Annotated in this window: 26 protein-coding genes and 1 pseudogene; 13 read left to right on the forward strand and 14 right to left on the reverse strand. The window is 60.3% G+C overall.

Annotation, left to right across the window (positions count from 1 at the left end):
- Nucleotides 1-249: 249 nt before the first annotated feature.
- On the reverse strand, nt 250-1,851 hold the full coding sequence (locus PDR5_RS04160) for an ABC transporter substrate-binding protein (RefSeq protein WP_064593359.1): 1,602 nt from the start codon (nt 1,849-1,851) through the stop codon (nt 250-252).
- A 958-nt stretch (nt 1,852-2,809) separates the two neighbouring features.
- On the opposite strand from PDR5_RS04160, the gene PDR5_RS04165 reads away from it, so the two are divergent.
- Nucleotides 2,810-3,169, forward strand: a complete 360-nt coding sequence (locus PDR5_RS04165) for a DUF6124 family protein (protein ID WP_064593360.1) — start codon at nt 2,810-2,812, stop codon at nt 3,167-3,169.
- Nucleotides 3,170-3,354: 185 nt separating this feature from the next.
- Here the strand turns inward: PDR5_RS04165 and PDR5_RS04170 are convergent, their stop codons facing one another.
- Nucleotides 3,355-4,071: an SIMPL domain-containing protein gene (locus tag PDR5_RS04170; protein WP_064593362.1), complete on the reverse strand. Its 717-nt coding sequence runs from the start codon at nt 4,069-4,071 to the stop codon at nt 3,355-3,357.
- 262 nt (nt 4,072-4,333) lie between these two features.
- Between PDR5_RS04170 and PDR5_RS04175 the strand changes: the two genes are divergently transcribed.
- The 5 genes from PDR5_RS04175 to PDR5_RS04195 all read left to right on the forward strand — a co-directional run bounded on the left by PDR5_RS04175 (nt 4,334) and on the right by PDR5_RS04195 (nt 9,235).
- Complete coding sequence (locus PDR5_RS04175; RefSeq protein WP_064593364.1) at nt 4,334-4,528, forward strand: hypothetical protein; 195 nt, start codon at nt 4,334-4,336, stop codon at nt 4,526-4,528.
- A 190-nt stretch (nt 4,529-4,718) separates the two neighbouring features.
- Nucleotides 4,719-5,981 (forward strand): ATP-binding protein, encoded by a 1,263-nt coding sequence (locus tag PDR5_RS04180; RefSeq protein ID WP_064593366.1) that lies wholly within the window; start codon nt 4,719-4,721, stop codon nt 5,979-5,981.
- Nucleotides 5,974-6,534, forward strand: a complete 561-nt coding sequence (locus PDR5_RS04185; protein WP_003221630.1) for a response regulator transcription factor — start codon at nt 5,974-5,976, stop codon at nt 6,532-6,534. Before PDR5_RS04180 ends, PDR5_RS04185 begins: the two co-directional genes overlap by 8 nt.
- 96 nt (nt 6,535-6,630) lie before the next feature.
- Entirely contained in the window at nt 6,631-8,358 is a 1,728-nt protein-coding gene (locus tag PDR5_RS04190) for an ABC transporter ATP-binding protein/permease (RefSeq protein WP_064593368.1), read from the forward strand.
- A 130-nt stretch (nt 8,359-8,488) separates the two neighbouring features.
- Entirely contained in the window at nt 8,489-9,235 is a 747-nt protein-coding gene (locus PDR5_RS04195) for a FadR/GntR family transcriptional regulator (RefSeq protein WP_175473381.1), read from the forward strand.
- Nucleotides 9,236-9,266: 31 nt separating this feature from the next.
- Here PDR5_RS04195 and PDR5_RS04200 read toward each other — a convergent pair whose 3' ends face one another.
- Both PDR5_RS04200 and PDR5_RS04205 read right to left on the reverse strand, forming a co-directional pair.
- A complete protein-coding gene (locus PDR5_RS04200; protein ID WP_064593370.1) occupies nt 9,267-9,470 on the reverse strand; it encodes a hypothetical protein in 204 nt (67 codons plus the stop codon).
- Between the two features lie 103 nt (nt 9,471-9,573).
- The gene (locus PDR5_RS04205; RefSeq protein WP_237233878.1) at nt 9,574-9,837 is read right to left on the reverse strand and encodes a hypothetical protein; all 264 of its coding nucleotides are present in this window, start codon (nt 9,835-9,837) and stop codon (nt 9,574-9,576) included.
- Here PDR5_RS04205 and PDR5_RS29085 point away from each other — a divergent pair.
- Nucleotides 9,802-9,989: pseudogene (locus tag PDR5_RS29085) on the forward strand (FCD domain-containing protein); the annotation flags it as partial. The gene PDR5_RS04205 and the pseudogene PDR5_RS29085 overlap by 36 nt on opposite strands.
- A 7-nt stretch (nt 9,990-9,996) precedes the next feature.
- On the opposite strand, the gene PDR5_RS04210 reads toward PDR5_RS29085, so the two are convergent.
- From PDR5_RS04210 to PDR5_RS04225, 4 genes are all read right to left on the reverse strand, one after another.
- Entirely contained in the window at nt 9,997-10,350 is a 354-nt protein-coding gene (locus PDR5_RS04210) for a hypothetical protein (RefSeq protein WP_064593374.1), read from the reverse strand.
- Nucleotides 10,351-10,546: 196 nt separating this feature from the next.
- Nucleotides 10,547-10,921, reverse strand: a complete 375-nt coding sequence (locus tag PDR5_RS04215) for a hypothetical protein (RefSeq protein ID WP_064593375.1) — start codon at nt 10,919-10,921, stop codon at nt 10,547-10,549.
- Between the two features lie 102 nt (nt 10,922-11,023).
- Nucleotides 11,024-11,215 carry a hypothetical protein gene (locus tag PDR5_RS04220; RefSeq protein ID WP_064593376.1) on the reverse strand — a complete coding sequence of 64 codons (192 nt, stop codon included), beginning with the start codon at nt 11,213-11,215 and terminating at the stop codon, nt 11,024-11,026.
- Nucleotides 11,216-11,226: 11 nt separating this feature from the next.
- Nucleotides 11,227-12,525: a hypothetical protein gene (locus PDR5_RS04225; RefSeq protein ID WP_064593377.1), complete on the reverse strand. Its 1,299-nt coding sequence runs from the start codon at nt 12,523-12,525 to the stop codon at nt 11,227-11,229.
- A gap of 235 nt (nt 12,526-12,760) precedes the next feature.
- On the opposite strand from PDR5_RS04225, the gene kdgD reads away from it, so the two are divergent.
- The 5 genes from kdgD to PDR5_RS04250 all read left to right on the forward strand — a co-directional run bounded on the left by kdgD (nt 12,761) and on the right by PDR5_RS04250 (nt 19,323).
- Nucleotides 12,761-13,672, forward strand: coding sequence for a 5-dehydro-4-deoxyglucarate dehydratase (gene kdgD, locus PDR5_RS04230; protein WP_011332448.1), 912 nt, complete (start codon nt 12,761-12,763; stop codon nt 13,670-13,672).
- Nucleotides 13,673-13,733: 61 nt separating this feature from the next.
- Nucleotides 13,734-15,173: an aldehyde dehydrogenase family protein gene (locus tag PDR5_RS04235; RefSeq protein ID WP_011332449.1), complete on the forward strand. Its 1,440-nt coding sequence runs from the start codon at nt 13,734-13,736 to the stop codon at nt 15,171-15,173.
- A 99-nt stretch (nt 15,174-15,272) separates the two neighbouring features.
- Nucleotides 15,273-16,637, forward strand: coding sequence for an MFS transporter (locus PDR5_RS04240; protein ID WP_039769701.1), 1,365 nt, complete (start codon nt 15,273-15,275; stop codon nt 16,635-16,637).
- Between the two features lie 11 nt (nt 16,638-16,648).
- Entirely contained in the window at nt 16,649-18,202 is a 1,554-nt protein-coding gene (gene garD, locus PDR5_RS04245; RefSeq protein WP_064593380.1) for a galactarate dehydratase, read from the forward strand.
- 179 nt (nt 18,203-18,381) lie between these two features.
- Nucleotides 18,382-19,323, forward strand: coding sequence for an AEC family transporter (locus tag PDR5_RS04250; RefSeq protein ID WP_064593382.1), 942 nt, complete (start codon nt 18,382-18,384; stop codon nt 19,321-19,323).
- Between the two features lie 37 nt (nt 19,324-19,360).
- Here PDR5_RS04250 and PDR5_RS04255 read toward each other — a convergent pair whose 3' ends face one another.
- The 6 genes from PDR5_RS04255 to gatC all read right to left on the reverse strand — a co-directional run bounded on the left by PDR5_RS04255 (nt 19,361) and on the right by gatC (nt 24,577).
- Entirely contained in the window at nt 19,361-19,741 is a 381-nt protein-coding gene (locus tag PDR5_RS04255; protein ID WP_011332452.1) for a carboxymuconolactone decarboxylase family protein, read from the reverse strand.
- On the reverse strand, nt 19,738-20,799 hold the full coding sequence (locus PDR5_RS04260) for a calcium/sodium antiporter (protein WP_064600672.1): 1,062 nt from the start codon (nt 20,797-20,799) through the stop codon (nt 19,738-19,740). The genes PDR5_RS04255 and PDR5_RS04260 overlap by 4 nt, the downstream gene beginning before the upstream one ends.
- A 46-nt stretch (nt 20,800-20,845) precedes the next feature.
- On the reverse strand, nt 20,846-21,220 hold the full coding sequence (locus PDR5_RS04265) for a septal ring lytic transglycosylase RlpA family protein (protein ID WP_064593383.1): 375 nt from the start codon (nt 21,218-21,220) through the stop codon (nt 20,846-20,848).
- A gap of 145 nt (nt 21,221-21,365) precedes the next feature.
- A complete protein-coding gene (gene gatB / locus PDR5_RS04270) occupies nt 21,366-22,811 on the reverse strand; it encodes an Asp-tRNA(Asn)/Glu-tRNA(Gln) amidotransferase subunit GatB (protein WP_039769265.1) in 1,446 nt (481 codons plus the stop codon).
- 10 nt (nt 22,812-22,821) lie between these two features.
- On the reverse strand, nt 22,822-24,273 hold the full coding sequence (gatA, locus tag PDR5_RS04275) for an Asp-tRNA(Asn)/Glu-tRNA(Gln) amidotransferase subunit GatA (protein WP_011332456.1): 1,452 nt from the start codon (nt 24,271-24,273) through the stop codon (nt 22,822-22,824).
- Nucleotides 24,274-24,289: 16 nt separating this feature from the next.
- Nucleotides 24,290-24,577 carry an Asp-tRNA(Asn)/Glu-tRNA(Gln) amidotransferase subunit GatC gene (gene gatC / locus PDR5_RS04280; RefSeq protein WP_007953612.1) on the reverse strand — a complete coding sequence of 96 codons (288 nt, stop codon included), beginning with the start codon at nt 24,575-24,577 and terminating at the stop codon, nt 24,290-24,292.
- A 211-nt stretch (nt 24,578-24,788) separates the two neighbouring features.
- Here gatC and mreB point away from each other — a divergent pair, with 211 nt between their 5' ends.
- Nucleotides 24,789-25,826, forward strand: a complete 1,038-nt coding sequence (mreB, locus tag PDR5_RS04285; protein ID WP_002555108.1) for a rod shape-determining protein MreB — start codon at nt 24,789-24,791, stop codon at nt 25,824-25,826.
- Nucleotides 25,827-25,866 lie beyond the last annotated feature (40 nt).

The raw sequence follows: 25,866 nt of genomic DNA on the forward strand, positions 1-25,866 counted from the left end.
GATTTGTTGTCATTTTTTAGTAGTGAGGTACGACCTCGTGAGTCGTGCCTGCGGATACTTATGCAGGGCCCATACCCAATGCAAGATCCAGAGCGCTCGGCGGCCTCAAAGCGTGGCACGAACGTACCTTAATGTCGCATCCGTATAACTTCTGACGCATTTGACCGTTTGCGACCGGTTTTTACGGTGCAAATGAAGCCCCAAAACGGTGCGCTGGTCACACTGTGCGCGCCGGATTGGGGCCGGGTGTTACTTATTTATACCCACGCCATAGAAGGGGGTTAGACCGAACGGGCTGATCTTGAAGTCGCTGACTTCCTTGCGCAGTGGCTGGAACACCGTGGAGTTGGCGATCGGCGTGATCGGCACCTGCTGTTTAAGGATCAGTTGCGCCTGTTGATACAGTTTTACCCGTTGCGATTTATCGGTGGACACCTTGGCCTGCTGCACCAGCTTGTCGTAGGCCGGGTCGCACCATTTGGCGTAGTTGCTGCCCTTCACCGCCGCGCAGCTGTACAGCACGCCCAGCCAGTTGTCGGGGTCGCCGTTGTCACCGGTCCAGCCGTAGATCATCGCGTCGTGCTCGCCATTCTTGGCGCGCTTGATGTACTCGCCCCATTCATAGCTGACGATGTTGGCCTTGATACCGATCTTTTCCCAATCCTGCTGGATCATCTGTGCCGACATCCGCGCATTCGGGTTCGAGGCGCGCTGCACGGTCATGGCCCAGAGGTTGATGGTTGTACCCGGTGCAACCCCGGCTTCCTTGAGTAGCGCTTTGGCTTTCACAGGGTCATGCGGTGCGTCTTTTATGTTCGGATCGAACGACCATTGGGCTGGTGGCAAGGCGTTTTGCGCCAGCTGTCCGGCACTCTGGTAAACCGCTTTGATGATTGCCGGTTTGTCGATGGCCATGTCCAGCGCCTGGCGCACTTTGAGCTGATCCAGCGGTGGATGAGTGGTGTTGTAGGCGAGGAAGCCGAGGTTGAAACCGGCTTGTTTCAACACCCGCAGATTCGGGTCTTTTTCCATCACTTCGATGTCGGCGGGGCGCGGGTAGCCGCTGACCTGGCATTCGCCGGTCTTGAGCTTTTGCAGGCGGACGGCGGCGTCCGGGGTGATCGAGAACACCAGGTTGTCGAGCTTCACGTCCTCGGGTTTCCAGTAGTCCTGGTTCGCGGCGTAGCGGATCTGCGCGTCCTTCTGGTAGCGCTTGAACACGAACGGGCCGGTGCCGACCGGTTTCTGGTTGAGGTCGGCGGCGTGGCCTTCCTTCAGCAATTGGGCTGCGTATTCGGCCGATTGCACCGAGGCGAAGCTCATGGCGAGGTTTTGCACGAATGCGGCGTCGACGTTGTTCAGGTTGAAGCGCACGGTGTTGTCGTCGAGTTTTTCCACGGATTTGATCGTGGTGTTCAGGCCCATGTCGGTGAAGTACGGGGACTCGGCGGGGTAGGCCTTGCGAAAGGCGTTGTCCGGGTCGAGCAGGCGCTGGAAGGTGAACAGGACGTCGTCAGCGTTGAAGGTCCGGGTCGGGGTGAAGTAGTCGGTGGTGTGGAATTTTACGTTTTGGCGCAGGTGGAAGGTGTACTGGAGGCCGTCCGGGCTTACGTCCCATTTGGTCGCCAGACCGGGTTCGACTTCGGTGCCGCCGCGTTTGAATTGGGTGAGGCGGTTGAAGACGGTTTCGGCGGAGGCGTCGAAGTCGGTGCCGCTGGTGTATTGGCTGGGGTCGAAGCCGGCGGGGCTGGCTTCGGAGCAGTAGACCAGGGTTGTTGCTGCGTTGGCGATTGGGGTTATGGCGGTCAGGGCCAGGGTTATTAGAAGTGGTTTGAAGGTGAATCGATCCATGGAGTCCCCGGGTGCATTGGAGGTAGTTGTGGGGAGGAGGGTAGCCGGGGTTTCGGTGGGCGCGGAAATATCGTTTTTCTAGGTGAGGTGTCTATCTCGGTATATCTGGGGAGGTCGTGAACATATCCGTTTCTTCGGGTGCTGCGGCTTATGGTTCCGCCCTGACGGCGGGTCACTTTTTACAAACGCCTAAAAAGTAACCAAAAACGCTTTGCTCCTGCGTTCGGCCCCTCGCTGGGGCTCGGGGTTCCTTCGTTCCGGGATTCATCCGGGGGCATCGCCTACGGTTTGCTTCGCTGCACCTCCTCTCGATGTGTTTGGCTTCGCCAAACGGTCGCTGCGCTCCCACCCCCGGATAAATCCCTCCACTCAGCCTTCCGACGTCGCCCGTGGATCAAGATCAAAAGCTGCAGCCGAGCTAACGCTCATCCTGTTGAGTGGTGGGGGGAGAAGCGGATGTGGAGGCAGAGGGAGAGGGAGAGGGAGAGGGAGAGGGAGTGTCAGAAGTGGAACGATGTGTGTTTCAAAACTGGAATTTACCTCGATATCTCACGTCGGCGTACCTCCCCCAAGCACCGCGGTCAGTCCCCTCTCCCTCCGGGAGAGGGCTAGGGTGAGGGCAGCTTTTGAAGCTGTTTAAATCTCAACAACAACCCAGGATCCTTCCCACAAGGTTTTCAGGTTGTCCGTCGGAAGCACGATCCCTAGTCTTTGGTTGTCGCAGAAAACTCTGTGATTGGGTGTGAGAACCCTGGCAAGTGAGTGTTATTAAAACGTCAGTCCGACCATAATTGCCGCCAGCTTTTGCTGCCTGTAATTGATTTATGGCGGCTGTGTGCGGGCAGACTTTGGTCTGGCCGGAATCTCCTTGCCCGGTTTCTCACCCCGCACATAGCTGCCACCTCTTCGCCGCGTGAGAACGGCATTGGGTGGCTTCAAGTCAGCAAGGAGTTAATCAATGAACAAGGTTGTCCCCGACCCACCCCTCGAATCACCCACACCCCTCGAAGAAGCCATGCGCGCCGAAGACCTCGCCCGCAACCGCGAAGCCATCAAACGCGCTCTCGACTATTACCTGTGCCCCAATCCTTCCAAACCGCGCCCGAGCACGATGTACATGGTCACGCCCAACGTCGACACCGAAAGCCTGCTGGCCAATGCCTGCGAGTCCCTGGCCTCGGCCAGTACCATCGCCAGCAATTTCGCCAATGAGCTCAGCGGTTCGCAGCGCAGTACGGCGCTCGGGATCCAGCAGATCATCATGCTGGCCGAGCTGGCGGTGAACCGCGCGCTGGACCGGGTTGATCCGCGTGCTTGAGACCGCGTCATCGTTCATCGCGGGCAAGCCCGCTCCCACAGGGTCGTGCGCGATTTCAATAAATGCGCAGAACTGGTGGGAACTGGCTTGCCAGCGATGACGGCAGAGCTGACAACACAAATCCCGGGCACAAAAAAACCGGCGATCATCACTGATCGCCGGTTTTTCATTCAACTGTCATTCAATCACTGCATCAACACTTCAATCGAGCCATCAGCGGTCAGGCTGACCTGGCTGGTGCCGGCTTCGACTTCAGGCGTGACGGGTGCCGAATCCATGCCCGCGGCTTTCATCATCATCGGGGCGCGCATGTAGGGTTGCGGGAAGCCGTTGCTGTTGAGGTTCAGGTTGACGATTTTGTAGCCCTTGCCGCCCAAGGCGTCGGTGGCCAGTTGGGCGCGGGCCTTGAAGGCGGTGACGGCTTCTTTCAGCAGTTTGTCTTCGCTGGCCTTGCGGGTCGGGTCGGCGATGGCGAAGTCCATGCCGCCCATTTTCAGGTCGGTCAGCAGCTCACCGGTGAGTTTGGACAGGGCGGCGAAGTCGGCGCTTTCCAGGCGCAGTTCGGCGCGTTCGCGCCAGCCGGTGATTTTCTGGCCCTTGGTGTCGTAGATCGGGTAGCTGTTGCGGCTGCCCTGGCGCAGGGTGATGTCTTTGACTTGCTTGGCCTGGGCCAGTGCCTTGTTCATGGTGGTGCTGACGTCGGCGGCGAGTTTGGCCGGGTCGGTGTTTTGCTCTTCGGTGTAGAGGGTCACGATCATCAGGTCGCGGGCCACTTCCTGGCTGACTTCGGCGCGCAGGGAAATCTGGTTGTAGTGCAGCTCATCGGCGGCCAGGGCCGGAAGGCTGGCGATGCTGCCGACGGTCAGGGCGAGAAGGGCGGCGCTGCGGCGAAATGTGTGCATGAAAGCTCCTTGATGAGGGCGCAGGTGATGTTCGGGGGCCTGCGTGAAACCATCAGACTCTAGCTTCTGTGATCCGGTTCGCCCAGTTACAACTTCTATACAGATCACGCTGACGGCCATCCGTCGGAGAGGTGGCGTTACCTGTTAGTTCTGACAGTAGAAATGTTCAACGTGTTGGTCGAGCATCACTAAGCCCTTCGCGATAGCCATCAACTGGCCGAGTGATCGGCTTCGATGAACTCCATCCTATAAGGAAATAGTCATGACACCGGAAGCGAAAACAGATGCAAACCAACGCGGTTTTGATGTCCTTTTTGTCAATGGACCCAATGATCAGCAATGGGTCGACGTTTTTATCCATGGCACGCAACAAGGATTTCGGTTCGGCACGATCGAGGAAGGCTGGAACAAGGTCCAGGAGTTGATTAACAGGGATTCCTACGGAATTGGGAACTGACTGAGCCTTCAAACCGGCTATCTCAAATAGATCGCCGGTTTTTTCGCTTTTCGAATACCCCTCGTGACGGCAGCCTTATAGCTGTCACACAACTTTCTGCCATGTGGTCGTTTGCCGCACTTTCGCCTCTCGAGCTCGCGCCTTGGTTATACTCCGTGCGATCCGCCTGGAGCGCTCATCAGGAGAGCTCATGCTCGCCCCCGTACAACTGACTTCCGCCACTCGCCAGAACCTCTGGCGGCTGACTTTCATCCGCACCCTGGTGCTCGCCGCGCAGGCCGGTTCCGTGGGCCTGGCTTACTGGCTGGATTTGTTGCCGTTGCCGTGGGTGCAACTGGTGATGACCCTCGGCTGTTCGATTCTGCTGTGTGTGTTCACCGCCGTGCGTTTGCGCACTTCGTGGCCGGTGACCGAGCTCGAATACGCGTTGCAACTGGCCTGCGATCTGGTTATCCACAGCGCCTTGCTGTATTTCTCCGGTGGCTCGACCAATCCGTTCGTTTCGTATTATCTGGTGCCGCTGACCATCGCTGCGGTGACGCTGCCGTGGCGTTATTCGGTAGTGCTGTCGGGCATTGCGTTGGCCTTGTACACCCTAATGCTGACGCACTTCTATCCGCTGGAAACCCTGCCGGTCGCGCGGGAAAACCTGCAGATCTACGGCATGTGGCTGAGCTTTGCCCTGGCGGCGGCAGTGATTACGTTCTTCGCCGCGCGCATGGCTGAAGAGCTGCGCCGCCAGGAAGAGTTGCGCGCGATCCGTCGGGAAGAAGGCCTGCGCGATCAGCAATTGCTGGCCGTCGCGACTCAGGCCGCCGGTGCCGCCCATGAACTGGGCACACCGCTGGCGACCATGAGTGTGTTGCTCAACGAAATGCAGCAGGATCACCCCGATCCAATGCTGCAGGAAGACCTGAAGGTGTTGAAGGATCAGGTGAAGCTCTGCAAGGAGACTCTGCAACAACTGGTGCGTGCTGCCGAAGCCAATCGCCGGATGGCGGTGGAGATGCAGGACGTCACCGAGTGGCTCGACGAGGCGCTCAACCGTTGGCACCTGATGCGCCCGGAAGCCAGTTATCGCTTCCAGCGTCTGGGCCAGGGCCCGTTGCCGCGTGTGGCGCCGCCGCCGGATCTGACCCAGGCCTTGTTGAATCTGTTGAACAACGCCGCCGATGCCTGCCCGGAAAACCTTCAGGTGACCCTGGACTGGACCGCCGAAGACCTGACCATCAGCATCCGCGATCATGGCGCCGGTGTGCCGCTGGCCATCGCCGAGCAGATCGGCAAACCGTTTTTTACCACCAAGGGCAAAGGTTTCGGCCTGGGCCTGTTTTTGAGCAAGGCCAGCGTGACACGCGCCGGCGGCTCAGTGAAACTCTATAGTCATGAGGAAGGCGGCACGCTCACCGAGCTGCGCCTGCCCCACGGCGCCCGAGGAGAGCAACATGAGTGACGAAATCCAAGTCGAAGGCGAAGAACTGCCGCATTTGCTGCTGGTCGATGACGACGCGACCTTCACCCGGGTGATGGCCCGGGCCATGGCCCGTCGTGGTTTCCGCGTCAGCACCGCCGGTTCCGCCGAAGAAGGCCTGACCATCGCCCAGGCCGATCTGCCGGACTATGCCGCGCTGGACCTGAAGATGGACGGCGACTCCGGCCTGGTGTTGTTGCCGAAGCTGCTGGAGCTGGACCCGGAAATGCGCGTGGTGATCCTCACCGGTTACTCGAGCATTGCCACTGCGGTCGAGGCGATCAAGCGCGGCGCCTGCAATTACCTGTGCAAACCGGCCGACGCCGACGATGTGCTGGCAGCGTTGCTGTCCGAGCACGCCGACCTCGACAGCCTGGTGCCGGAAAACCCGATGTCGGTGGATCGCCTGCAGTGGGAGCACATCCAGCGCGTGCTGACCGAGCACGAAGGCAACATTTCCGCCACTGCCCGCGCCTTGGGCATGCACCGCCGCACCCTGCAGCGCAAACTGCAGAAGCGTCCGGTTCGTCGCTGAACCTGCGCTGAACGACCATCGCCAGCCCTCGCGATAAAACGCACCGATCATCTATGATCGGTGCGTGTCTGTTCTTTTCTTTATCGAGCCTTTTCCATGAATCAGAACGCTGAATATTCCGCGGTCAACGATACTGTGCGCGGGCAGTTTTTTCGCAAGGTGTGGGCCATGATCACGCCTTACTGGCGCAGCGAAGAGAAGGGCAAGGCCTGGACGTTGCTGATTGCCGTGATCGCACTGACATTGTTCAGCGTGGCGATCTCGGTGTGGATTAACAGTTGGTACAAGGACTTCTACAACGCCTTGCAGAAGAAGGACGAGGCGGCGTTCTGGCAGTTGATCCTGTATTTCTGCGGCATTGCGGCGGTGGCGATTCTTGGCGCGGTGTATCGCCTGTACCTGACGCAGATGCTGACCATTCGTTGGCGGGCATGGCTCACCGAGAACCATTTCAAACGCTGGCTCGGGCACAAGAACTACTACCAGCTGGAGCAGGGCGGCTACACCGACAACCCTGACCAGCGGATTTCCGAAGATCTCAATACCTTCACCAGCAACACCTTGAGTCTGGCCCTGGGGTTGATCCGCACGGTGGTCAGCCTGGTGTCGTTTTCGATCATTCTGTGGGGCGTCTCCGGCAGCATCGAAGTATTCGGCATCGAGATTCCCGGCTACATGTTCTGGTGTGCGTTGCTGTACGCGGCGGTCGGCAGCTGGCTGACGCACCTGATCGGTCGACGCCTGATCGGCCTGAACAACCAGCAGCAACGCTTCGAAGCGGACCTGCGCTTCTCCATGGTGCGAGTACGTGAGAACGCCGAGAGTATTGCGTTGTACAACGGCGAGCCGAACGAGAATCGCCGTCTGAGCAACCGCTTCGGTCTGGTCTGGCACAACTTCTGGGACATCATGCGGGTGTCCAAGCGCCTGACGTTCTTCACCTCGGGTTACGGCCAGATCGCAATCATCTTCCCGTTCATCGTCGCGGCCCCGCGTTACCTGACTGGCAAGATCGAGTTGGGTGAGCTGATGCAGATCAACTCGGCATTCGGCAACGTGCAGGAGAACTTCAGCTGGTTCATCAACGCCTATGCGGACCTCGCCGCGTGGCGCGCCACGTGCGATCGTCTGCTGAGTTTCCGCCAGGCGATGACCGACAACGAAGAACGTGCACCGGCCATCGACGTGCAGAATCAGGGCGATGAGCTGAAGGTTCGTAACCTCGGCCTCGATCTGGCTGACGGTCGTCACCTGCTGACCAGCGCCGACATGACTGTGGAGCAGGGCGATCGGGTGATGCTCAGCGGTCGTTCCGGCAGTGGTAAATCCACGCTGCTGCGGGCGATGGGGCATTTGTGGCCGGCCGGGCACGGCAGCATTCGCCTGCCGGCTTCGCGTTATCTGTTCCTGCCGCAAAAACCGTATCTGCCGATCGGGACCCTGCGTGAGGCGTTGAGTTATCCACAACCGGGCGACACCTACGCGCCCGAGCGTTATGCACAGGTGTTGGAGACTTGCCGTTTGCCGCATCTTGTCGCGCGACTGGACGAGGCCAACCACTGGCAGCGCATGTTGTCGCCGGGTGAACAGCAACGTCTGGCCTTCGCGCGTGCGCTGCTCTATGCGCCGCAATGGCTGTACATGGACGAAGCAACGTCGGCGATGGATGAAGAGGATGAGGCCACGCTGTACCAGGCGCTGATCGATCAGTTGCCCGGCCTGAGCATCGTCAGCGTCGGCCATCGCAGCAGCCTCAAGCGCTTCCATCCACGGCATGTGCGGATTGACAGTGGTCACCTGGTTGAGCAGAACGTGACCGCCTGATACGTCCATACTCGCCGTGTGGGGCTGGCTTGCCAGCGCCCACACGGCGAGTGTGGAAACGGAAAGTGATCGTACAACCCGCTTGAGCTATGATGCCCACAAGCCGAATTTTCGAGACAAGATGCAGACCATGGAAAACCTGATCGACACCCCGCGCCTCCCTCGCAAGCGCCGCAGCCTGGCTCAAGAACTGGTGACGGTGCTGACCGAGCAGATCCGCGACGGTCTGCTCAAGCGTGGCGACAAGTTGCCCACCGAGTCGGCGATCATGGAAGCCCATGGTGTCAGCCGCACTGTGGTGCGCGAGGCGATCTCCCGGCTACAGGCCGCAGGTCAGGTGGAAACCCGTCATGGCATCGGCACTTTCGTGCTCGATACCCCGAGCCCCAGCGGTTTCCGGATCGATCCGGCTACAGTGGTCACACTGCGTGACGTGCTGGCCATTCTCGAATTGCGTATCAGCCTCGAAGTCGAATCCGCCGGCCTTGCCGCGCAGCGTCGCAGCACCGAGCAACTCGCTGCGATGCGCGCGGCCCTTGATGCGCTGAATGACAGCGTGGCCCACGCCAGCGATGCAGTGGCGTCGGACTTCCAGTTCCATCTGCAAATCGCGCTGTCCACCGGCAACCGCTACTTCACCGACATCATGACCCACCTGGGCACCAGCATCATTCCGCGCACTCGCCTGAACTCGGCGCGACTGGCCCATGACGATCAGCAGCACTACATGAATCGCCTGAGTCGCGAGCACGAGGAAATCTACGACGCCATCGCCCGTCAGGATTCCGATGCCGCCCGCGCGGCCATGCGCCTGCATTTGACCAACAGCCGGGAAAGACTGCGCCAGGCTCATGAAGAGGCGCAGGCGCAGGGTTGATTGTTGCCTATCGTTCGAGTTGTCGATTGTTTCAAGGTTTATAAACCTCGGTCTCGAGCATGACATCGGTGATGGGCTCTTCGATATCGAAGGGCACAGACAGGATTTTTTTGGTGACGATGTACTGCTGGTCGACACCCGCGAACTTCAGAATGTCGGACAAATTGACAATCCCCTCGAACATAAAATACCGCCGATTGCCCACGGGGTTCTTAAGCGTGTAGGTCACTTTCATGATTGCAGCTCCTGGACTGAGAATTGAGTCTCAGCCTAGGAGCAGTCATTCTGTCGGCGCACCTGTAAAAACTAACAGTTTCGACGAGCGGTGCTGGCTGGTCTCAGGCTCCAACGTAGAGCTTCAACGGTTCGAAGGAAGGCTGCAGACTGGCCTCATCAGCAAACTTGTAGCGCAGTTCAACGGTGCTGTTCAGGTACTTTTCCAGTTCGAATCTGGGGATGCTCAGTTCGATCCCGGTCAGGCCGAGCATGTCATCGAGGGCGTCATCCCAAGTGCCGGTCGGTTTCGACAAACCCTGCCATTCGGGCTCTTCCGGGGCGTCACCTATAACTCGGCACGACTGGCCCATGACGATCAGCAGCACTACATGAATCGCCTGAGTCGCGAGCACGAGGAAATCTACGACGCGATTGCCCGTCAGGATTCGATGCCGCCGGTGCGGCCATGCGCCTGCACCTGACCAACAGCCGCGAACGGCTGCGCCAGGCTCATGAAGAGGCGCAGGCGCAGGGGTGATTGTTGCTTATCGTTCGAGTTGAACTGTCAGCAATGGGGATGACTCAGCATTACCGTTGAATCTGGTGACGGTGTAATGCAATTCGGCCTTGGCACCGGGAACAAGTTTTTTCTCAAAGACATCTTTGGGGATGGCGAAGATCACTGGCCTTCCCACCTCGGCTGCGGTCAGTACACGGGTCCCTTGCCATTCGTTACCGGTCGAGGTCCTTACGTGCATGTTAATCACGTCGCCAACAGAGGCCTGGGAGAAAGGCGGCACAACACTGTGAGCGTCTCCCTTCAGTTTGCCAACGTGGAGCACACCATTCACGGCTTCTTCGAGATCCGGTGCCGCCAAGGCTTTGACTTGTGCAGTCATGATCAAACTCCTTTTCACATCCATTTGAACCCTGTTCAGAACGCAGCCATTTTGTTGGGCTGACGGAGCCGGTTCGTTAACTCCTCAGCGATTGAAGCCGGGAATGGATGTGCACGGCACCTGTTAGAAATAACAGTTTCGACGAACGGTCGATGCCTTCGGAAAGGTATGCCTGGTCTGCGGGAAAACGGCCGGCTCAGGTCTCTATATGTAGCGTCAACGGTTCGGAGGAAGGCTCCAGACTGGCCTCATCAGCAAACTTGTAGCGCAGTTCAACGGTGCTGTTCAGGTACTTTTCCAGCTCGAATCTCGGGATGCTCAGTTCGATCCCGGTCAGGCCGACCATGTCATCGAGTGCGTCATCCCAGACGCCGGTCTGCTCCGACAAGCCTTGCCATTCGGGCTCTTCCGGGTCGTCACCGAGGATCGGGTACACATCCCAGTTCGGCGGGGTGTTCTGGCCATCGGGTACACGAACGATCAGGTCGTCATCCAGACTCGATAACCGCAGGATGATCGAGTCGCTGGCGTGATCGGGGAATTGTGGAAGGTGTGCAGCGGCAAACGTCATGTTTCGCTCTCCTTGAAAGATCTGCCGCGATCCTTCGCGGCAGTCGTCGCACTTTACCCGGCGAATCGGTGAGGCGCGCCGGAGCAATCTTGTCCGGGCATTTCAGCTGTGGGGCAGAATCGAACGATCCACCCTGACCGCCAGTTTTCCCGGGCCGGGCTTGACGTCGAACGTCGCCTGGCCATGAGCATCCACCGACGCGCGGGCGATAGCCACGCCATCGCGCAGCAATTGCAGCGGCGCACCTTTCAATGATTGGCCCGAGGCCAGTTCCAGTTTCAATTTGAGGGTCATCGAATCGCTCCTTAATTCGTGTTGCCGGTTGGGTAATAGTCCTTGAGCAGCAGGTAAGTGCTCCAGCCCCACCAGTCGTCGACGGTGGCGGTGTCGTTGAGGTTGTTAACGTCCTTGCGCCGCAGGACTTTGTTGCCCTCGACGCGGAACAGTGGCGAGAAGTTGTTGGCCGGGTCCAGCACGGCTGTCAGATCCGGCAACCGTTGCAGCGCGTTGAAGGTGGTCGGCACGTTGCCGCTTGAATAAGCGGCATACACCTCGTCCGCCGAATCCTGTACGGCTTGATTCACCTGATTGCGGTTGTCGGCGTCCGTGGCATCGAAGTAGCGCTTGTCACCGAACGCCCGCCATTGCTCGCCATGTCCGTTACGTACCTTGAGGCCGAACTTGCTGTCTTCGTCGTGCATGAAGCGAGTGATCAGCGAGCCCAGGTCACTCGGCGTCACCGCGGCGGCCATGGCTTTGCGCGGCACCCGCAAATGTCCGGAGGAAAACAGGTCGGTGAGGTAGTGATCGGCAAAAGCGTTCATCGCGTAGGCCCGTTCCAGTTGCAGTTCGTCTTGGCTGGCGTGGGCGGCAGCGGCGTTTTGCAGGGCAACGGTGTGCCCGGCGATGTAGGCTTGTCGGGCCCATTCGCCGAAATGGTCGGCGTTGTTCGCCGCCAGTTTCAGATAGCGACCGAGCGGAAACAGCGCCGAGACGAAACTGCCGCCGCCGGTGATTTTGTTCCACTCTTCCGACAACGTATCTCCTAACGCGTCGTAGGCCTCATGAGGCTGCTTGCCGTCCTTGATTGCCCGTTTTACCGCGTCGATTTCCTTTTGCATGATCGCGAGAATCTGCGTCGCTTCAAACTTAGAAGCGGGCAGCGCTGCGAGGCTGTCGAAGGCTGCCGTGAAGCGCTGAAGGCGATCAGCCGGGGTCGATCCTTCATTGATCGGGCGGTCGACGATTCCATAGAAATCACCACCCAGTGCCAGCACCTGGCCGTAGGTCAGCGCCAACCCGTTCGGCAGATGCAGGGGCACGTTTTGCGCGAGTAGCGGCTCGGCATTTTCAACGAAGCGCAGTCGGGTGTTATCGCCGATAGCCGTGTGTTCCGCACCTTCGAAGCGCAGTTGCGGCTTGCCTTTCAAGGCTTGAGCGGGCAGGGCGGTCATGGGTTCGACATCGCTGTGCGCGTCGGCGATGTGCAACAGCAAGTGCGGGTTTTCGGCATTGAAGGCGATGCCGCCGGGGGTAAACAAGTCATCAAAACGAGCGATGACCGGTGCAGGTTTTTCGAAGCATTTTGTTTGTAGACCGGACATTTCTTTCTCCTTGATATGTCGTCGGCAGGTTGTATTTAACTGTACGTATATACAGTTAAGTTCAGCCTAGTCGAGAAATTTCCTACGTCAAAAAGAAATCCTGTCCGACAAAAAATGCCCTCCAACGATGAAATGCAGTTGACGGTTATATTTTAAGTTGTACGATGACCTACAACTTCGGCGAAGGCTGAACGGTCCACTCACAAAAAAACGTTGCTACCAGGGTGTTCGAATAATGAATCCACAAGAACTGAAGTCCATCCTCTCCGCCGGCCTGCTCTCGTTCCCGGTGACCGATTTCAATGCCCAGGGCGATTTCAACCGCGCTGGCTACATCAAACGCCTGGAATGGCTGGCCCCGTACGGTGCTTCAGCCCTGTTCGCCGCCGGTGGCACCGGTGAATTCTTCTCCCTGGCTGCCAGCGAATACTCGGAAATCATCAAGACTGCCGTCGACACCTGCGCCAGCAGCGTGCCGATCCTCGCCGGTGTCGGTGGTTCGACCCGCCAGGCCATCGAATACGCTCAGGAAGCCGAGCGTCTGGGCGCCAAAGGTCTGTTGCTGCTGCCGCACTACCTGACCGAAGCCAGCCAGGACGGTGTCGCCGCCCACGTTGAAGCGGTGTGCAAATCGGTCAACATCGGTGTGGTGGTGTACAACCGCAACGTCTGCCGCCTGACCGCGCCGCTGCTGGAGCGTCTGGCCGAGCGCTGCCCGAACCTGATCGGTTACAAGGACGGTCTGGGTGATATCGAACTGATGGTGTCGATCCGTCGTCGCCTCGGTGATCGCTTCAGCTACCTCGGTGGTCTGCCGACCGCCGAAGTCTACGCCGCGGCCTACAAGGCCCTGGGCGTGCCGGTCTACTCGTCGGCGGTGTTCAACTTCATCCCGAAAACCGCGATGGACTTCTACCACGCGATTGCCCGTGAAGATCACGCCACCGTCGGCAAGATCATCGACGACTTCTTCCTGCCGTACCTGGACATCCGCAACCGCAAAGCCGGTTACGCCGTGAGCATCGTCAAGGCAGGCGCCAAGATCGCCGGCTATGACGCAGGCCCGGTGCGGGCGCCGCTGACCGACCTGACCGGCGAAGAGTACGAAATGCTCGCTGCGCTGATCGACAAGCAAGGTGCGCAGTAACACACCTCTATAAACAAGGCCGCTGAGCAATCAGCGGCCTTTTGCGTCAGGAGAATGATTCGTGACCAAGCGCTATGACAACTACATCAACGGTGAATGGGTCGCCGGTAACGATTACTCGGCGAACATCAACCCGTCCGAACTGAGCGACACCATCGGCGATTACGCCAAGGCTGACCTGGCTCAGGTCAACGCCGCCATCGACGCCGCGCGCGCCGCGTTCCCGGCGTGGTCGACCTCGGGCATTCAGGCCCGTCACGATTCGCTGGACAAAGTCGGTACTGAAATCCTCGCCCGCCGCGAAGAGCTCGGCACCCTGCTGGCCCGGGAAGAGGGCAAGACCCTGCCCGAAGCCATCGGCGAAGTGACCCGCGCCGGCAACATCTTCAAGTTCTTCGCTGGCGAGTGCCTGCGCCTGTCCGGCGACTACGTGCCGTCGGTGCGTCCGGGCGTCAACGTCGAAGTCACCCGCGAAGCCCTGGGTGTGGTCGGCCTGATCACCCCGTGGAACTTCCCGATTGCCATCCCGTCGTGGAAAATCGCCCCGGCCCTGGCCTACGGCAACTGCGTGGTGTTGAAGCCAGCGGATCTGGTGCCGGGTTGCGCTTGGGCCCTGGCCGAAATCATCTCCCGCGCAGGTTTCCCTGCCGGCGTGTTCAACTTGGTGATGGGCAGCGGCCGCGTGGTTGGCGAAGCTTTGGTCAACAGCCCGAAAGTCGACGGCATCAGCTTCACCGGCTCTGTCGGTGTGGGTCGGCAGATCGCGGTCAATTGCGTGTCGCGCCAGGCCAAGGTTCAGTTGGAGATGGGCGGCAAGAACCCGCAGATCATTCTCGACGACGCCGACCTCAAGCAGGCGGTCGAGCTGTCGGTGCAGAGCGCGTTCTACTCCACTGGCCAGCGTTGCACGGCTTCGAGCCGACTGATCGTCACTGCCGGGATTCACGACAAGTTCGTCGAAGCTATGGCCGAGCGCATGAAATCGATCAAGGTCGGCCACGCGCTGAAGGCTGGCACCGACATCGGTCCGGTGGTTTCGCAAGCGCAGCTTGAACAGGACATGAAGTACATCGACATCGGTCAGTCCGAAGGTGCGCGTCTGGTCAGCGGCGGTGGTCTGGTGACCTGCGACACCGAGGGTTACTTCCTTGCGCCGACCCTGTTTGCCGACAGCGAAGCGTCGATGCGCATCAGCCGCGAAGAGATCTTCGGCCCGGTGGCCAACATCGTTCGCGTGGCCGATTACGAGGCTGCACTGGCCATGGCCAACGACACCGAATTCGGTCTGTCGGCGGGTATCGCCACCACGTCGCTGAAGTACGCCAACCACTTCAAGCGTCATTCCCAGGCCGGGATGGTGATGGTCAACCTGCCGACCGCCGGTGTCGATTACCACGTTCCGTTCGGTGGCCGTAAGGGTTCATCCTATGGCTCACGTGAGCAAGGCCGCTATGCGCAAGAGTTCTACACGGTCGTGAAGACCAGCTACATCGGTTCGTAAATCGCTGCACCCGCGCCGGGCCTTCGCCTGAGGCCCTGCGCGGCACAAGACCAAAGAATGTTTTACCCGCATAAAAATAATCAGTGGGAGTACATCTACATGCAATCGTCCAAGCCGACTCACGTCCGCTATTTGATCCTGCTCATGCTGTTTCTGGTGACCACGATCAACTACGCCGACCGCGCCACCATCGCGATCGCCGGTTCCAGTTTGCAAAAAGACCTCGGCATCGACGCGGTCACCCTCGGCTACATCTTCTCTGCTTTCGGTTGGGCCTACGTGGCCGGGCAAATTCCCGGCGGCTGGCTGCTCGATCGCTTCGGCTCGAAAAAAGTCTATGCCCTGAGCATTTTCACCTGGTCGCTGTTCACCGTGCTGCAAGGCTTCGTCGGTGAATTCGGCATGTCCACGGCCATCGTCGCGCTGTTCATGCTGCGCTTCCTGGTGGGTCTGGCCGAGGCGCCATCGTTCCCCGGCAACGCCCGCATTGTGGCGGCCTGGTTCCCGACGGCTGAACGCGGTACCGCTTCGGCGATCTTCAACTCGGCGCAATACTTTGCCACCGTGTTGTTCGCGCCGCTGATGGGCTGGATCGTGTTCTCCTTTGGCTGGGAGCACGTGTTCATCGTCATGGGCCTGCTCGGCATCGTGTTCTCGCTGGTCTGGCTCAAGGTTATCCACAGCCCGCGCCAACACCCGATGGCCAACGAAGCGGAAGTGAAGTTCATCGCCGACAACGGCGGCATGGTCGACATGGACCAGAAACAAGGCAAAAAGGCTGACGGTCCGAAGTGGGATTACATCCGCCAGTTGCTGACCAATCGCATGATGCTCGGCGTTTACCTGGGCCAGTACTGCATCAACGGCATCACCTATTTCTTCCTGACCTGGTTCCCGGTGTACCTGGTGCAGGAACGCGGCATGACCATCCTCAAGGCCGGTTTCATCGCCTCGTTGCCGGCGATCTGCGGCTTTATCGGCGGCGTGCTCGGCGGGGTGATTTCCGATTACCTGCTGCGCAAGGGCCATTCGCTGACCTTCGCCCGCAAGGCGCCGATCATTGCCGGCCTGCTGGTTTCGAGCAGCATCGTGGCGTGCAACTATGTCGACGTTGAATGGATGGTGGTCGGCTTCATGGCCCTGGCATTCTTCGGCAAAGGCGTGGGGGCTCTGGGCTGGGCAGTGGTGTCCGACACTTCGCCGAAACAGATCGCCGGTCTGAGCGGTGGCCTGTTCAACACCTTCGGCAACATCGCCTCGATCACCACTCCGATCGTCATCGGTTACATCATCAGTTCCACCGGCTCGTTCAAATGGGCGCTGGTGTTCGTCGGTGCCAACGCACTCGTGGCGGTGTTCAGCTACCTGGTGATCGTCGGCCCGATCAAACGTGTGGTCCTTAAAGAGCCGCCAACCCAGGGCGGTTCCGAAGCCACCGGCAAATTGTCTCAAGCGCATTCCTGAGGAGCGGCGTCATGCAGTTGATTGAACATTCCGACTCGCCGCGCTACATCCGCCTGCACGAGCGGGACAACGTAGTGGTAGTGGTCAACGACCAGGGCGTGCCGGCCGGCACCGCATTTGCCGATGGCCTGGTGACGGTGGATTTCGTGCCGCAGAGTCACAAGGTCAGCCTCGTGGATATCCCCGAGGGCGGCACGGTGATTCGCTACGGCCAGATCATTGGCTACGCGTTGCAGCCGATTCCCCGTGGCAGTTGGGTCAGGGAAGATCAACTGCGCATGCCGACCGCGCCACCGCTGGACAGCCTGCCGCTGTCCACCGAAGTGCCGGACGCCCAGGCGCCCCTGGAAGGCTTCACGTTCGAGGGATATCGCAACGCCGACGGCACTGTCGGCACGCGCAACATCCTCGGGATCACCACCACCGTGCAATGCGTCACCGGGGTGCTCGATCACGCGGTGAAGCGGATCAAGGACGAACTGTTGCCCAAGTACCCGCACGTCGATGACGTGGTGGCGCTGACCCACAGTTACGGTTGCGGCGTGGCCATCACGGCGACCGACGCTTACATCCCGATCCGCACCGTGCGCAATCTGGCGCGCAACCCGAACCTCGGTGGCGAGGCGTTGGTGATCAGCCTGGGCTGCGAGAAATTGCAGGCCGGGCAGGTGATGCACGAGGACGATGCCTCGGTGGATCTGAGCGAGCCGTGGCTGTATCGCTTGCAGGATTCCAGTCACGGTTTCACCGAGATGATCGAGCAGATCATGGAACTGGCCGAAGTTCGCCTGAAGAAACTCGACCAGCGCCGCCGGGAAACCGTGCCGGCGTCCGAGCTGATCCTCGGTATGCAGTGCGGCGGCAGCGATGCGTTTTCCGGCATCACCGCCAACCCGGCGCTGGGTTATGCCTCGGACTTGCTGCTGCGGGCGGGGGCGACGGTGATGTTTTCCGAAGTCACCGAAGTGCGTGATGCGATTTACCTGCTGACCTCTCGGGCGCAGAGCAAAACCGTTGCCGAGGAACTGGTGCGCGAGATGGACTGGTACGACCGTTACCTGGCCAAGGGCGAAGCGGATCGCAGCGCCAATACCACGCCGGGCAACAAGAAGGGCGGGTTGTCGAATATCGTCGAGAAGTCGTTGGGCTCGATCGTGAAGTCCGGCAGCAGCGCGATCAGCGGTGTGCTCGGCCCGGGTGAGCGCTTCAAGCAGAAGGGTTTGATCTTCTGTGCGACACCGGCGAGTGATTTCGTCTGCGGTACGTTGCAACTGGCGGCGGGGATGAACCTGCACGTGTTCACCACCGGTCGTGGTACGCCTTATGGTCTGGCCATGGCGCCGGTGGTGAAGGTTTCGACTCGTACCGAACTGGCGCAGCGCTGGCCGGATCTGATCGATATCGATGCCGGGCGGATTGCTACCGGACGCGCGTCCATCGAGGAGTTGGGTTGGGAGTTGTTCCACTACTACCTGGATGTGGCGAGCGGCAAGCAGCAGACGTGGGCGGAGAAGCACAAGCTGCATAACGACATTACGTTGTTCAATCCGGCGCCGATTACTTGATCGTTGAGTGTTTGATCGTTCCCACGCTCTGCGTGGGAACGCCTCCTGTGACGCTCCGCGTCACGACTTTGGACGCAGAGCGTCCCGGGCTGCATTCCCACGCAGAGCATGGGAACGATCAGGGTGAAAGTGGCTTATCATTAGCCCCCTAACGACGCTCACCTCCAAGGCTCCCCGGCATGCTGGCTATTTTTCTTGAAACCCTGAACATCACCGCGCCGGTGTTTGCCATGCTGTTTCTCGGTGTGCTGCTCAAGCGCATCGACTGGATCAACGACAACTTCATCCACACCGCTTCGTCGCTGGTGTTCAACGTCACCATGCCGGCGCTGCTGTTTCTCGGCATCCTGCACGCCGACCTGCACGCCGCGCTGCAACCGGCGCTGCTGATCTATTTTGCCCTCGCCACGCTGGTCAGTTTTGCCGTGGCCTGGGGCTGGGCGATTTTCCGTTGTCCGCGTGAAGATCGTGGCATCTACACCCAAGGCGCGTTTCGCGGCAACAACGGGGTGATCGGCCTGGCGCTGGCGGCGAGCATGTATGGCGACTACGGAATTTCCCTCGGAGCGATTCTCGCGGCGCTGGTCATCCTGTTCTACAACACCCTGTCGACCATCGTGCTGGCGGTCTACAGCCCGGTGATCAAGTCGGACCCGTGGAGCATCTGCAAAAGCGTGGTCAGCAATCCGTTGATCATCAGCGTGATCGCGGCGGCGCCGTTCGCTTATTTCAAGATCGGTCTGCCGGGGTGGCTGGAAACCTCCGTTCAGTACCTGGCACAGACCACGCTGCCGCTGGCACTGATCTGTATTGGCGGCACGCTGTCGCTGGCGGCGCTGCGCAAGAGCGGCAACATGGCGCTCAGTTCGAGTCTGGTGAAGATGGTCGGCCTGCCGGTGATTGCCACGCTGGGTGCATGGCTGTGGGGCTTTCGCGGGGCGGAACTGGGGATTCTGTTTCTGTACTTCGGCAGCCCGACTGCTGCCGCCAGTTTTGTCATGGCCCGTGCGGCGCAGGGCAATCATGAACTGGCGGCGGCGATCATCGTGCTGACCACGCTGATGGCGGCGATCACCACCAACATCGGGATCTTCTTCCTGCAGTGGGGCGGGTGGATCTAGCCTGAGACCGGGCTTGCTCGCGAAGGGGACAGTGCTGTCACTCAGGCTTCTGGTAACTGTCGATCACTTCCTGCGCCGCGCGGAACGCATCGATCGCCGCCGGCACGCCGGCATACACCGCGCAATGCAGCAGCGCTTCACGGATCTCATCGACCGTGCAGCCATTGTTCAACGCGCCGCGCACGTGACCCTTCAATTCCTGCGGGCACTTCAATGCGGTCAGCGCGGCAAGGGTGATCAGGCTGCGGGTTTTCAGCGGCAAACCTTCGCGATTCCACACGCCGCCCCAGGCGTGTTCGTTGACGAAATCCTGCAGCGGTTGGGTGAACTCGGTGGCGTTGCCCAGCGCGCGGTCGACAAACGCGTCGCCCATTACCTGACGGCGGACTTCAACCCCGGATTTCTTCGATTCGGTCATGGCACATCCCTCTTGTGGTGTTGGCGGCGCCAGGCGCGCACGGACGTGAAAAACAGAAACGTCAGCAGCGTCGGCAGCACATAAAACAGCATCAATCGCTCGAGCTTTCCGGCCAGTGGCATGCCGGTGGTGAACGACACCACGTGCAGCCCGTACGCCAGGTACAAACCCAGCAGCAACAGGCCTTCGGCCCGGGTCACGCGGTAGCCGGAATAGAACACCGGCAGGCACAGCAACGCGACGCCGAGCATTACCGGCAGGTCGAAATCCAGCGCATTGGGCGAGACCGACAGCGGTGTCGGCGCGATCAAAGCGGTGAGACCCAGCACCCCAAGCAGGTTGAACAGGTTGGCACCGATCACGTTGCCCACGGCGATGTCCCGCTGACCGCGCAGCGCGGCGATCAGCGAGGTGGCGAGTTCCGGCAGCGAAGTGCCGACCGCGACCACGGTCAGGCCGATCACCCGTTCGGAGAACCCTAGGTCAGTGGCGACGACCACGGCCGCCCCCAGCAGCAAGTGTCCGGCGAACACCAGCATGACCAGACCGCCGACAATCATCAGCAGGCTGGTAAACCACGGGGCCTGCGGATCGTGGGGTTGATCGGAATGCGGGCGGGTCGAGTGCCGCGACTGGCGCAGCAATAATCCGAGGTACAGGGCCAGGGCGCCCAGCAGCAGAATGCCGTCGAGGCGCCCGAGTTCTTCATTCCATGCCAGCACGAACACCAGCAGGCTGGCGCCGATCATCAACGGGATGTCGAGGCGCACCAGTTGCCGCGATACCCGCAGCGGAATGATCAGCGCCGACAGGCCGAGGGTGACAAGAATGTTGAAAATGCTGCTGCCGATCACGCTGCTGACCGCGATATCCGGCGTGTGCGCCTGCACGGCTTGCAGGCTGACGGCCATTTGCGGGGCGCTGCTGCCGAGGGCGACGATGGTCAGGCCGATGATCAGCGGTCGTACATGCAGGCGCGCGGCCAGGCGCACGGCGGCGCGCACCATCAGTTCGGCGCCGGCGATCAGCAGGAACAGCCCGCTGAGCAATTCGATCACGCTGATCAGCGGCAAGTCGGTCAGTCCGAAAATGGTGGACGCTCCATCAGTCGTCGAGGGCCTGGACCCGCACCCGGGCGGTTCCACTGCGCAGCATACCGAGCTGTTCGGCCGCCGCACGTGAAACATCGATCAGGCGGCCACGGGTGTGCGGGCCACGGTCGTTGATGCGGACCACGACGGATTCATCGTTTTTCAGGTTGGTGACCTTCACCCGAGTGCCGAACGGCAATTGGCGGTGAGCGGCGGTCAGGGAATTCTGGTTGAACGCTTCGCCGCTGGCGGTACGTTTACCGTGGTGTTTGGCTCCGTAATAGGAGGCGACGCCGGTCTGGTCGTAACCGTGCGGGTCGATGATGTCGGTGCTGGCGCAACCGGCCAGCAAGGAGAGCAGGGCGCAGGCGCCGAGCAGACGTTTCATTCATAAGCTCCCAAGTGATCGTTCCCACGCTCCGGCGTGGGAATGCAACCCGTGACGCTCTGCGTCACACCGCAATGGACGCGGAGCGTCCGAGGCGGCATTCCCACGCAGAGCGTGGGAACGATCCTCAGGCGCGGGGCCATCGTCAGCCTTCGAGCTTGCTTTTCAGCAGTTCGTTCACTTGCTGCGGGTTGGCCTTGCCCTTGGAGGCTTTCATGGCCTGACCGACGAAGAAGCCGAACATCTTGCCGCGCTTGGCTTCGTCTGCCGCGCGGTATTGTTCGACCTGCTCGGCGTTGGCCGCGAGCATTTCGTCCAGCACCGCCGAGATCGCGCCGGTGTCGGTAACCTGCTTCAGGCCGCGCTTTTCGATGATCTCGTCTGCGCTGCCTTCGCCGTTGGCCATCGCTTCGAACACCACCTTGGCGATCTTGCCGGAGATGGTGTTGTCCTTGATGCGCTGCAGCATGCCGCCCAGTTGCTCGGCGGAAACCGGCGAATCCTCGATGTCCAGGTTCTGCTTGTTGAGCAGGCTGCCCAACTCGACCATCACCCAGTTCGCCGCCAGTTTGGCGTCGCCGCCGATGCTCGCGACTTTCTCGAAGTAGTCCGCCTGCTCACGGCTGGTGGCCAGCACGTTGGCGTCGTAGGCCGACAGACCGAAGGCACTCTGGAAGCGCTCGCGTTTCTGCGGTGGCAGCTCCGGCAGGGTGGCGCGCACGTCGTTGAGGAACGAATCCTCGATGACCACCGGCAGCAGGTCCGGATCGGGGAAGTAACGGTAGTCGTTGGCTTCCTCTTTGCTGCGCATCGGACGGGTTTCGTCCTTGTTCGGATCGTACAGACGGGTCTGCTGGATCACTTTGCCGCCGTCTTCGATCAGGTCGATCTGACGCTGGATCTCGGAGTTGATCGCCTTCTCGATGAAGCGGAACGAGTTGACGTTCTTGATCTCGCAGCGGGTGCCGAACTCGACCTGGCCTTTCGGACGTACCGACACGTTGCAGTCGCAACGCAGCGAGCCCTCGGCCATGTTGCCGTCGCAGATGCCCAGGTAACGCACCAGCGCGTGGATCGCCTTGACGTAGGCCACCGCTTCCTTGGCGCTACGCATGTCCGGCTCGGACACGATTTCCAGCAGCGGCGTGCCGGCGCGGTTCAGGTCGATGCCGGTGGCGCCGCTGAATTCTTCGTGCAGGCTTTTGCCGGCGTCTTCTTCCAGGTGCGCGCGGGTGATGCCGACACGTTTGACCGTGCCGTCTTCCAGGGCGATGTCCAGGTGGCCCTTGCCGACGATCGGCAACTCCATCTGGCTGATCTGGTAGCCCTTCGGCAGGTCCGGGTAGAAGTAGTTCTTGCGGGCGAACACGTTGTGCTGACCGATCTCGGCGTCAATCGCCAGACCGAACATCACCGCCATGCGCACCGCTTCCTGGTTGAGCACCGGCAGCACGCCGGGCATGCCCAGGTCGATCAGGCTGGCCTGGGTGTTCGGCTCGGAACCGAACTGGGTGGAACTACCGGAAAAGATTTTCGACCGGGTGGTGAGCTGGGTGTGAATCTCCAGACCGATCACGACTTCCCATTGCATGTGTGTCTCCTCAGAAGCCGGTTGGGGTGCGAGTGTGCCAGTCAGTGTTCAACTGATACTGATGCGCAACGTTGAGCAAACGGCCTTCCTGGAAATACGGCGCGAGCAGTTGCACGCCAACCGGCAGACCGTCGACAAAACCGGCCGGCATCGACAGACCCGGCAGGCCCGCGAGGTTGGCGGTGATGGTGTAGACGTCTTCCAGGTAGGCAGCGACCGGGTCGCTGTTCTTGGCGCCGAGTTTCCAGGCCGGGTTTGGCGTGGTCGGGCCGAGGATGATGTCGACTTCATTAAATGCAGCCATGAAGTCGTTCTTCACCAGGCGACGGATCTTCTGGGCTTTGAGGTAGTAGGCATCGTAGTAACCGGCGGACAGCGCGTAGGCACCGACCATGATCCGGCGCTGTACTTCAGGCCCGAAACCTTCGCCACGGGAGCGCTTGTACAGGTCTTCCAGGTTCTTCGGGTCTGCGCAGCGGTGGCCGAAGCGCACGCCGTCGAAACGCGACAGGTTGGAGGACGCTTCTGCCGGGGCGATCACGTAGTACGCAGGAATCGCGTGCTGCATGTTCGGCAGGCTGATTTCCTTGATCACGGCACCGAGCTTCTGCAGCTCTTTGATGCTGTTCTGGATCAGGTCGGCGATGCGCGGGTCGAGACCTGCACCGAAGTATTCCTTCGGCACACCGATGCGCAGGCCTTGCAGCGAACCGTTCAGGCCGGCGGCGTAGTCCGGCACGGGTTCATCGATGCTGGTGGAGTCGTTCGGATCGAAGCCGGCCATACCTTGCAACAAAATCGCGCAGTCTTCGGCAGTGCGAGCCAGAGGGCCGCCCTGATCGAGGCTGGAGGCGTAAGCGATCATGCCCCAGCGCGAAACGCGACCGTAGGTCGGTTTCAGGCCGGTGAGGTTGGTGAACGCGGCTGGCTGACGGATCGAGCCGCCGGTGTCGGTGGCTGTTGCGGCGGGCAACAGACGAGCGGCAACCGCGGCAGCCGAACCACCGGACGAACCGCCCGGCACGTGTTCCAGGTTCCACGGGTTTTTCACCGCGCCGTACCAGCTCGACTCGTTGGCCGAACCCATGGCGAATTCGTCCATGTTGGTCTTTCCAAGGGTCACGGTGCCGGCGGCGGCCAGCTTCGACACCACGGTGGCGTCGTATGGGGCCTTGAAGTTGTCGAGCATCTTCGAGCCGCAGCTGGTGCGGATGCCCTGGGTGCAGAACAGGTCTTTATGGGCGATCGGCGCGCCGAGCAGGGCGCCGCTCTCACCATTGGCCCGGCGCACGTCGGCGGCTTTCGCCTGCTCGAGGGCCAGCTCTTCGGTGAGGCTGATGAAACTGTTGAGCTGCGGGTCGAGCTGGGTAATGCGCGCCAGCAGGACTTTGGTCAGCTCTTCGGAGGAAAACTTTTTATCGGCGAGACCGCGGGCGATCTCGGCCAGAGTCAATTGATGCATTGCAGGCTCTTTCCCTTTAGTCGATGACTTTCGGAACCAGGTACAGGCCGTTTTCGACCGCTGGTGCGATGGACTGATAAGCCTCGCGGTTATTGCTTTCGGTCACGACGTCGGCGCGCAGGCGCTGACTGGCTTCCAGCGGGTGGGCCAGCGGCTCGATACCGTCGGTATTCACCGCCTGCATTTCGTCGACCAGCCCGAGAATGCTGTTGAGGGCCGAAGTGATATGTGGAAGATCGGCGTCATTAAGGCCAAGGCTGGCCAGATGAGCGATTTTTTCCACGTCGGAGCGTTCTAGCGCCATCGGGTTTCTCCAGTGGAAAACAGGACGGACGGCGTCCGTGTGTTAGATTGTCGGAACACTACCGCACTTCTACGGTCATAAGGCCGCGATTGTGGGGCTTGGTGCACAGAAAAGCGGCCAATTTAACATATTGGCGCCTTGCCCAAAATCCCTGTCGTTGTTAGAGTTTGCCGCACTTTTTTACCCACGCGTTGCCTAGGGTCCCTTTCCCATGTTCAAGAAACTGCGTGGCATGTTTTCCAGCGATCTTTCCATTGACCTGGGCACTGCCAACACCCTTATTTACGTGCGCGAGCGCGGTATCGTCCTGAATGAGCCATCGGTTGTGGCCATTCGGACACACGGTAACCAGAAAAGTGTCGTCGCTGTCGGCACCGAGGCCAAGCGCATGCTCGGCCGTACGCCGGGCAACATTGCTGCCATTCGTCCGATGAAGGACGGCGTGATCGCCGACTTCAGCGTCTGCGAAAAGATGCTGCAATACTTTATCAACAAGGTTCACGAAAACAGCTTTCTGCAGCCCAGCCCTCGTGTGCTGATCTGCGTTCCATGCAAGTCCACCCAGGTTGAGCGTCGTGCCATCCGTGAATCGGCCCTTGGTGCCGGTGCCCGTGAAGTGTTCCTGATCGAAGAGCCGATGGCCGCTGCGATCGGTGCCGGCCTGCCGGTTGAAGAAGCTCGCGGTTCGATGGTCGTGGATATCGGTGGTGGTACCACCGAAATCGCGCTGATCTCCCTGAACGGTGTGGTCTATGCCGAATCCGTACGCGTTGGCGGCGACCGCTTCGACGAAGCGATCATCACCTACGTGCGCCGCAACTACGGCAGCCTGATCGGCGAATCCACCGCCGAGCGCATCAAGCAGGAAATCGGTACGGCCTACCCGGGCGGCGAAGTTCGCGAAGTCGACGTTCGCGGTCGCAACCTGGCCGAAGGCGTTCCACGCGCATTCACCCTGAACTCCAACGAAGTGCTGGAAGCTCTGCAAGAGTCCCTGGCAACCATCGTTCAGGCCGTGAAAAGTGCCCTGGAGCAATCGCCGCCGGAACTGGCTTCCGACATCGCCGAGCGAGGCCTGGTGCTGACCGGTGGTGGCGCGCTGCTGCGTGACCTCGACAAGCTGCTGGCCCAGGAAACCGGTCTGCCGGTGATCGTTGCCGAAGATCCGCTGACCTGCGTCGCTCGCGGTGGTGGCCGTGCACTGGAAATGATGGACAAGCACACCATGGACCTGCTCTCCAGCGAATAATCGCCGGGTGCAATACGTGGGTGAGCGCACAGGCAGCACT

The organism is Pseudomonas sp. DR 5-09 (genome assembly GCF_001655595.1).
GTDB lineage: Bacteria > Pseudomonadota > Gammaproteobacteria > Pseudomonadales > Pseudomonadaceae > Aquipseudomonas > Aquipseudomonas pharyngis.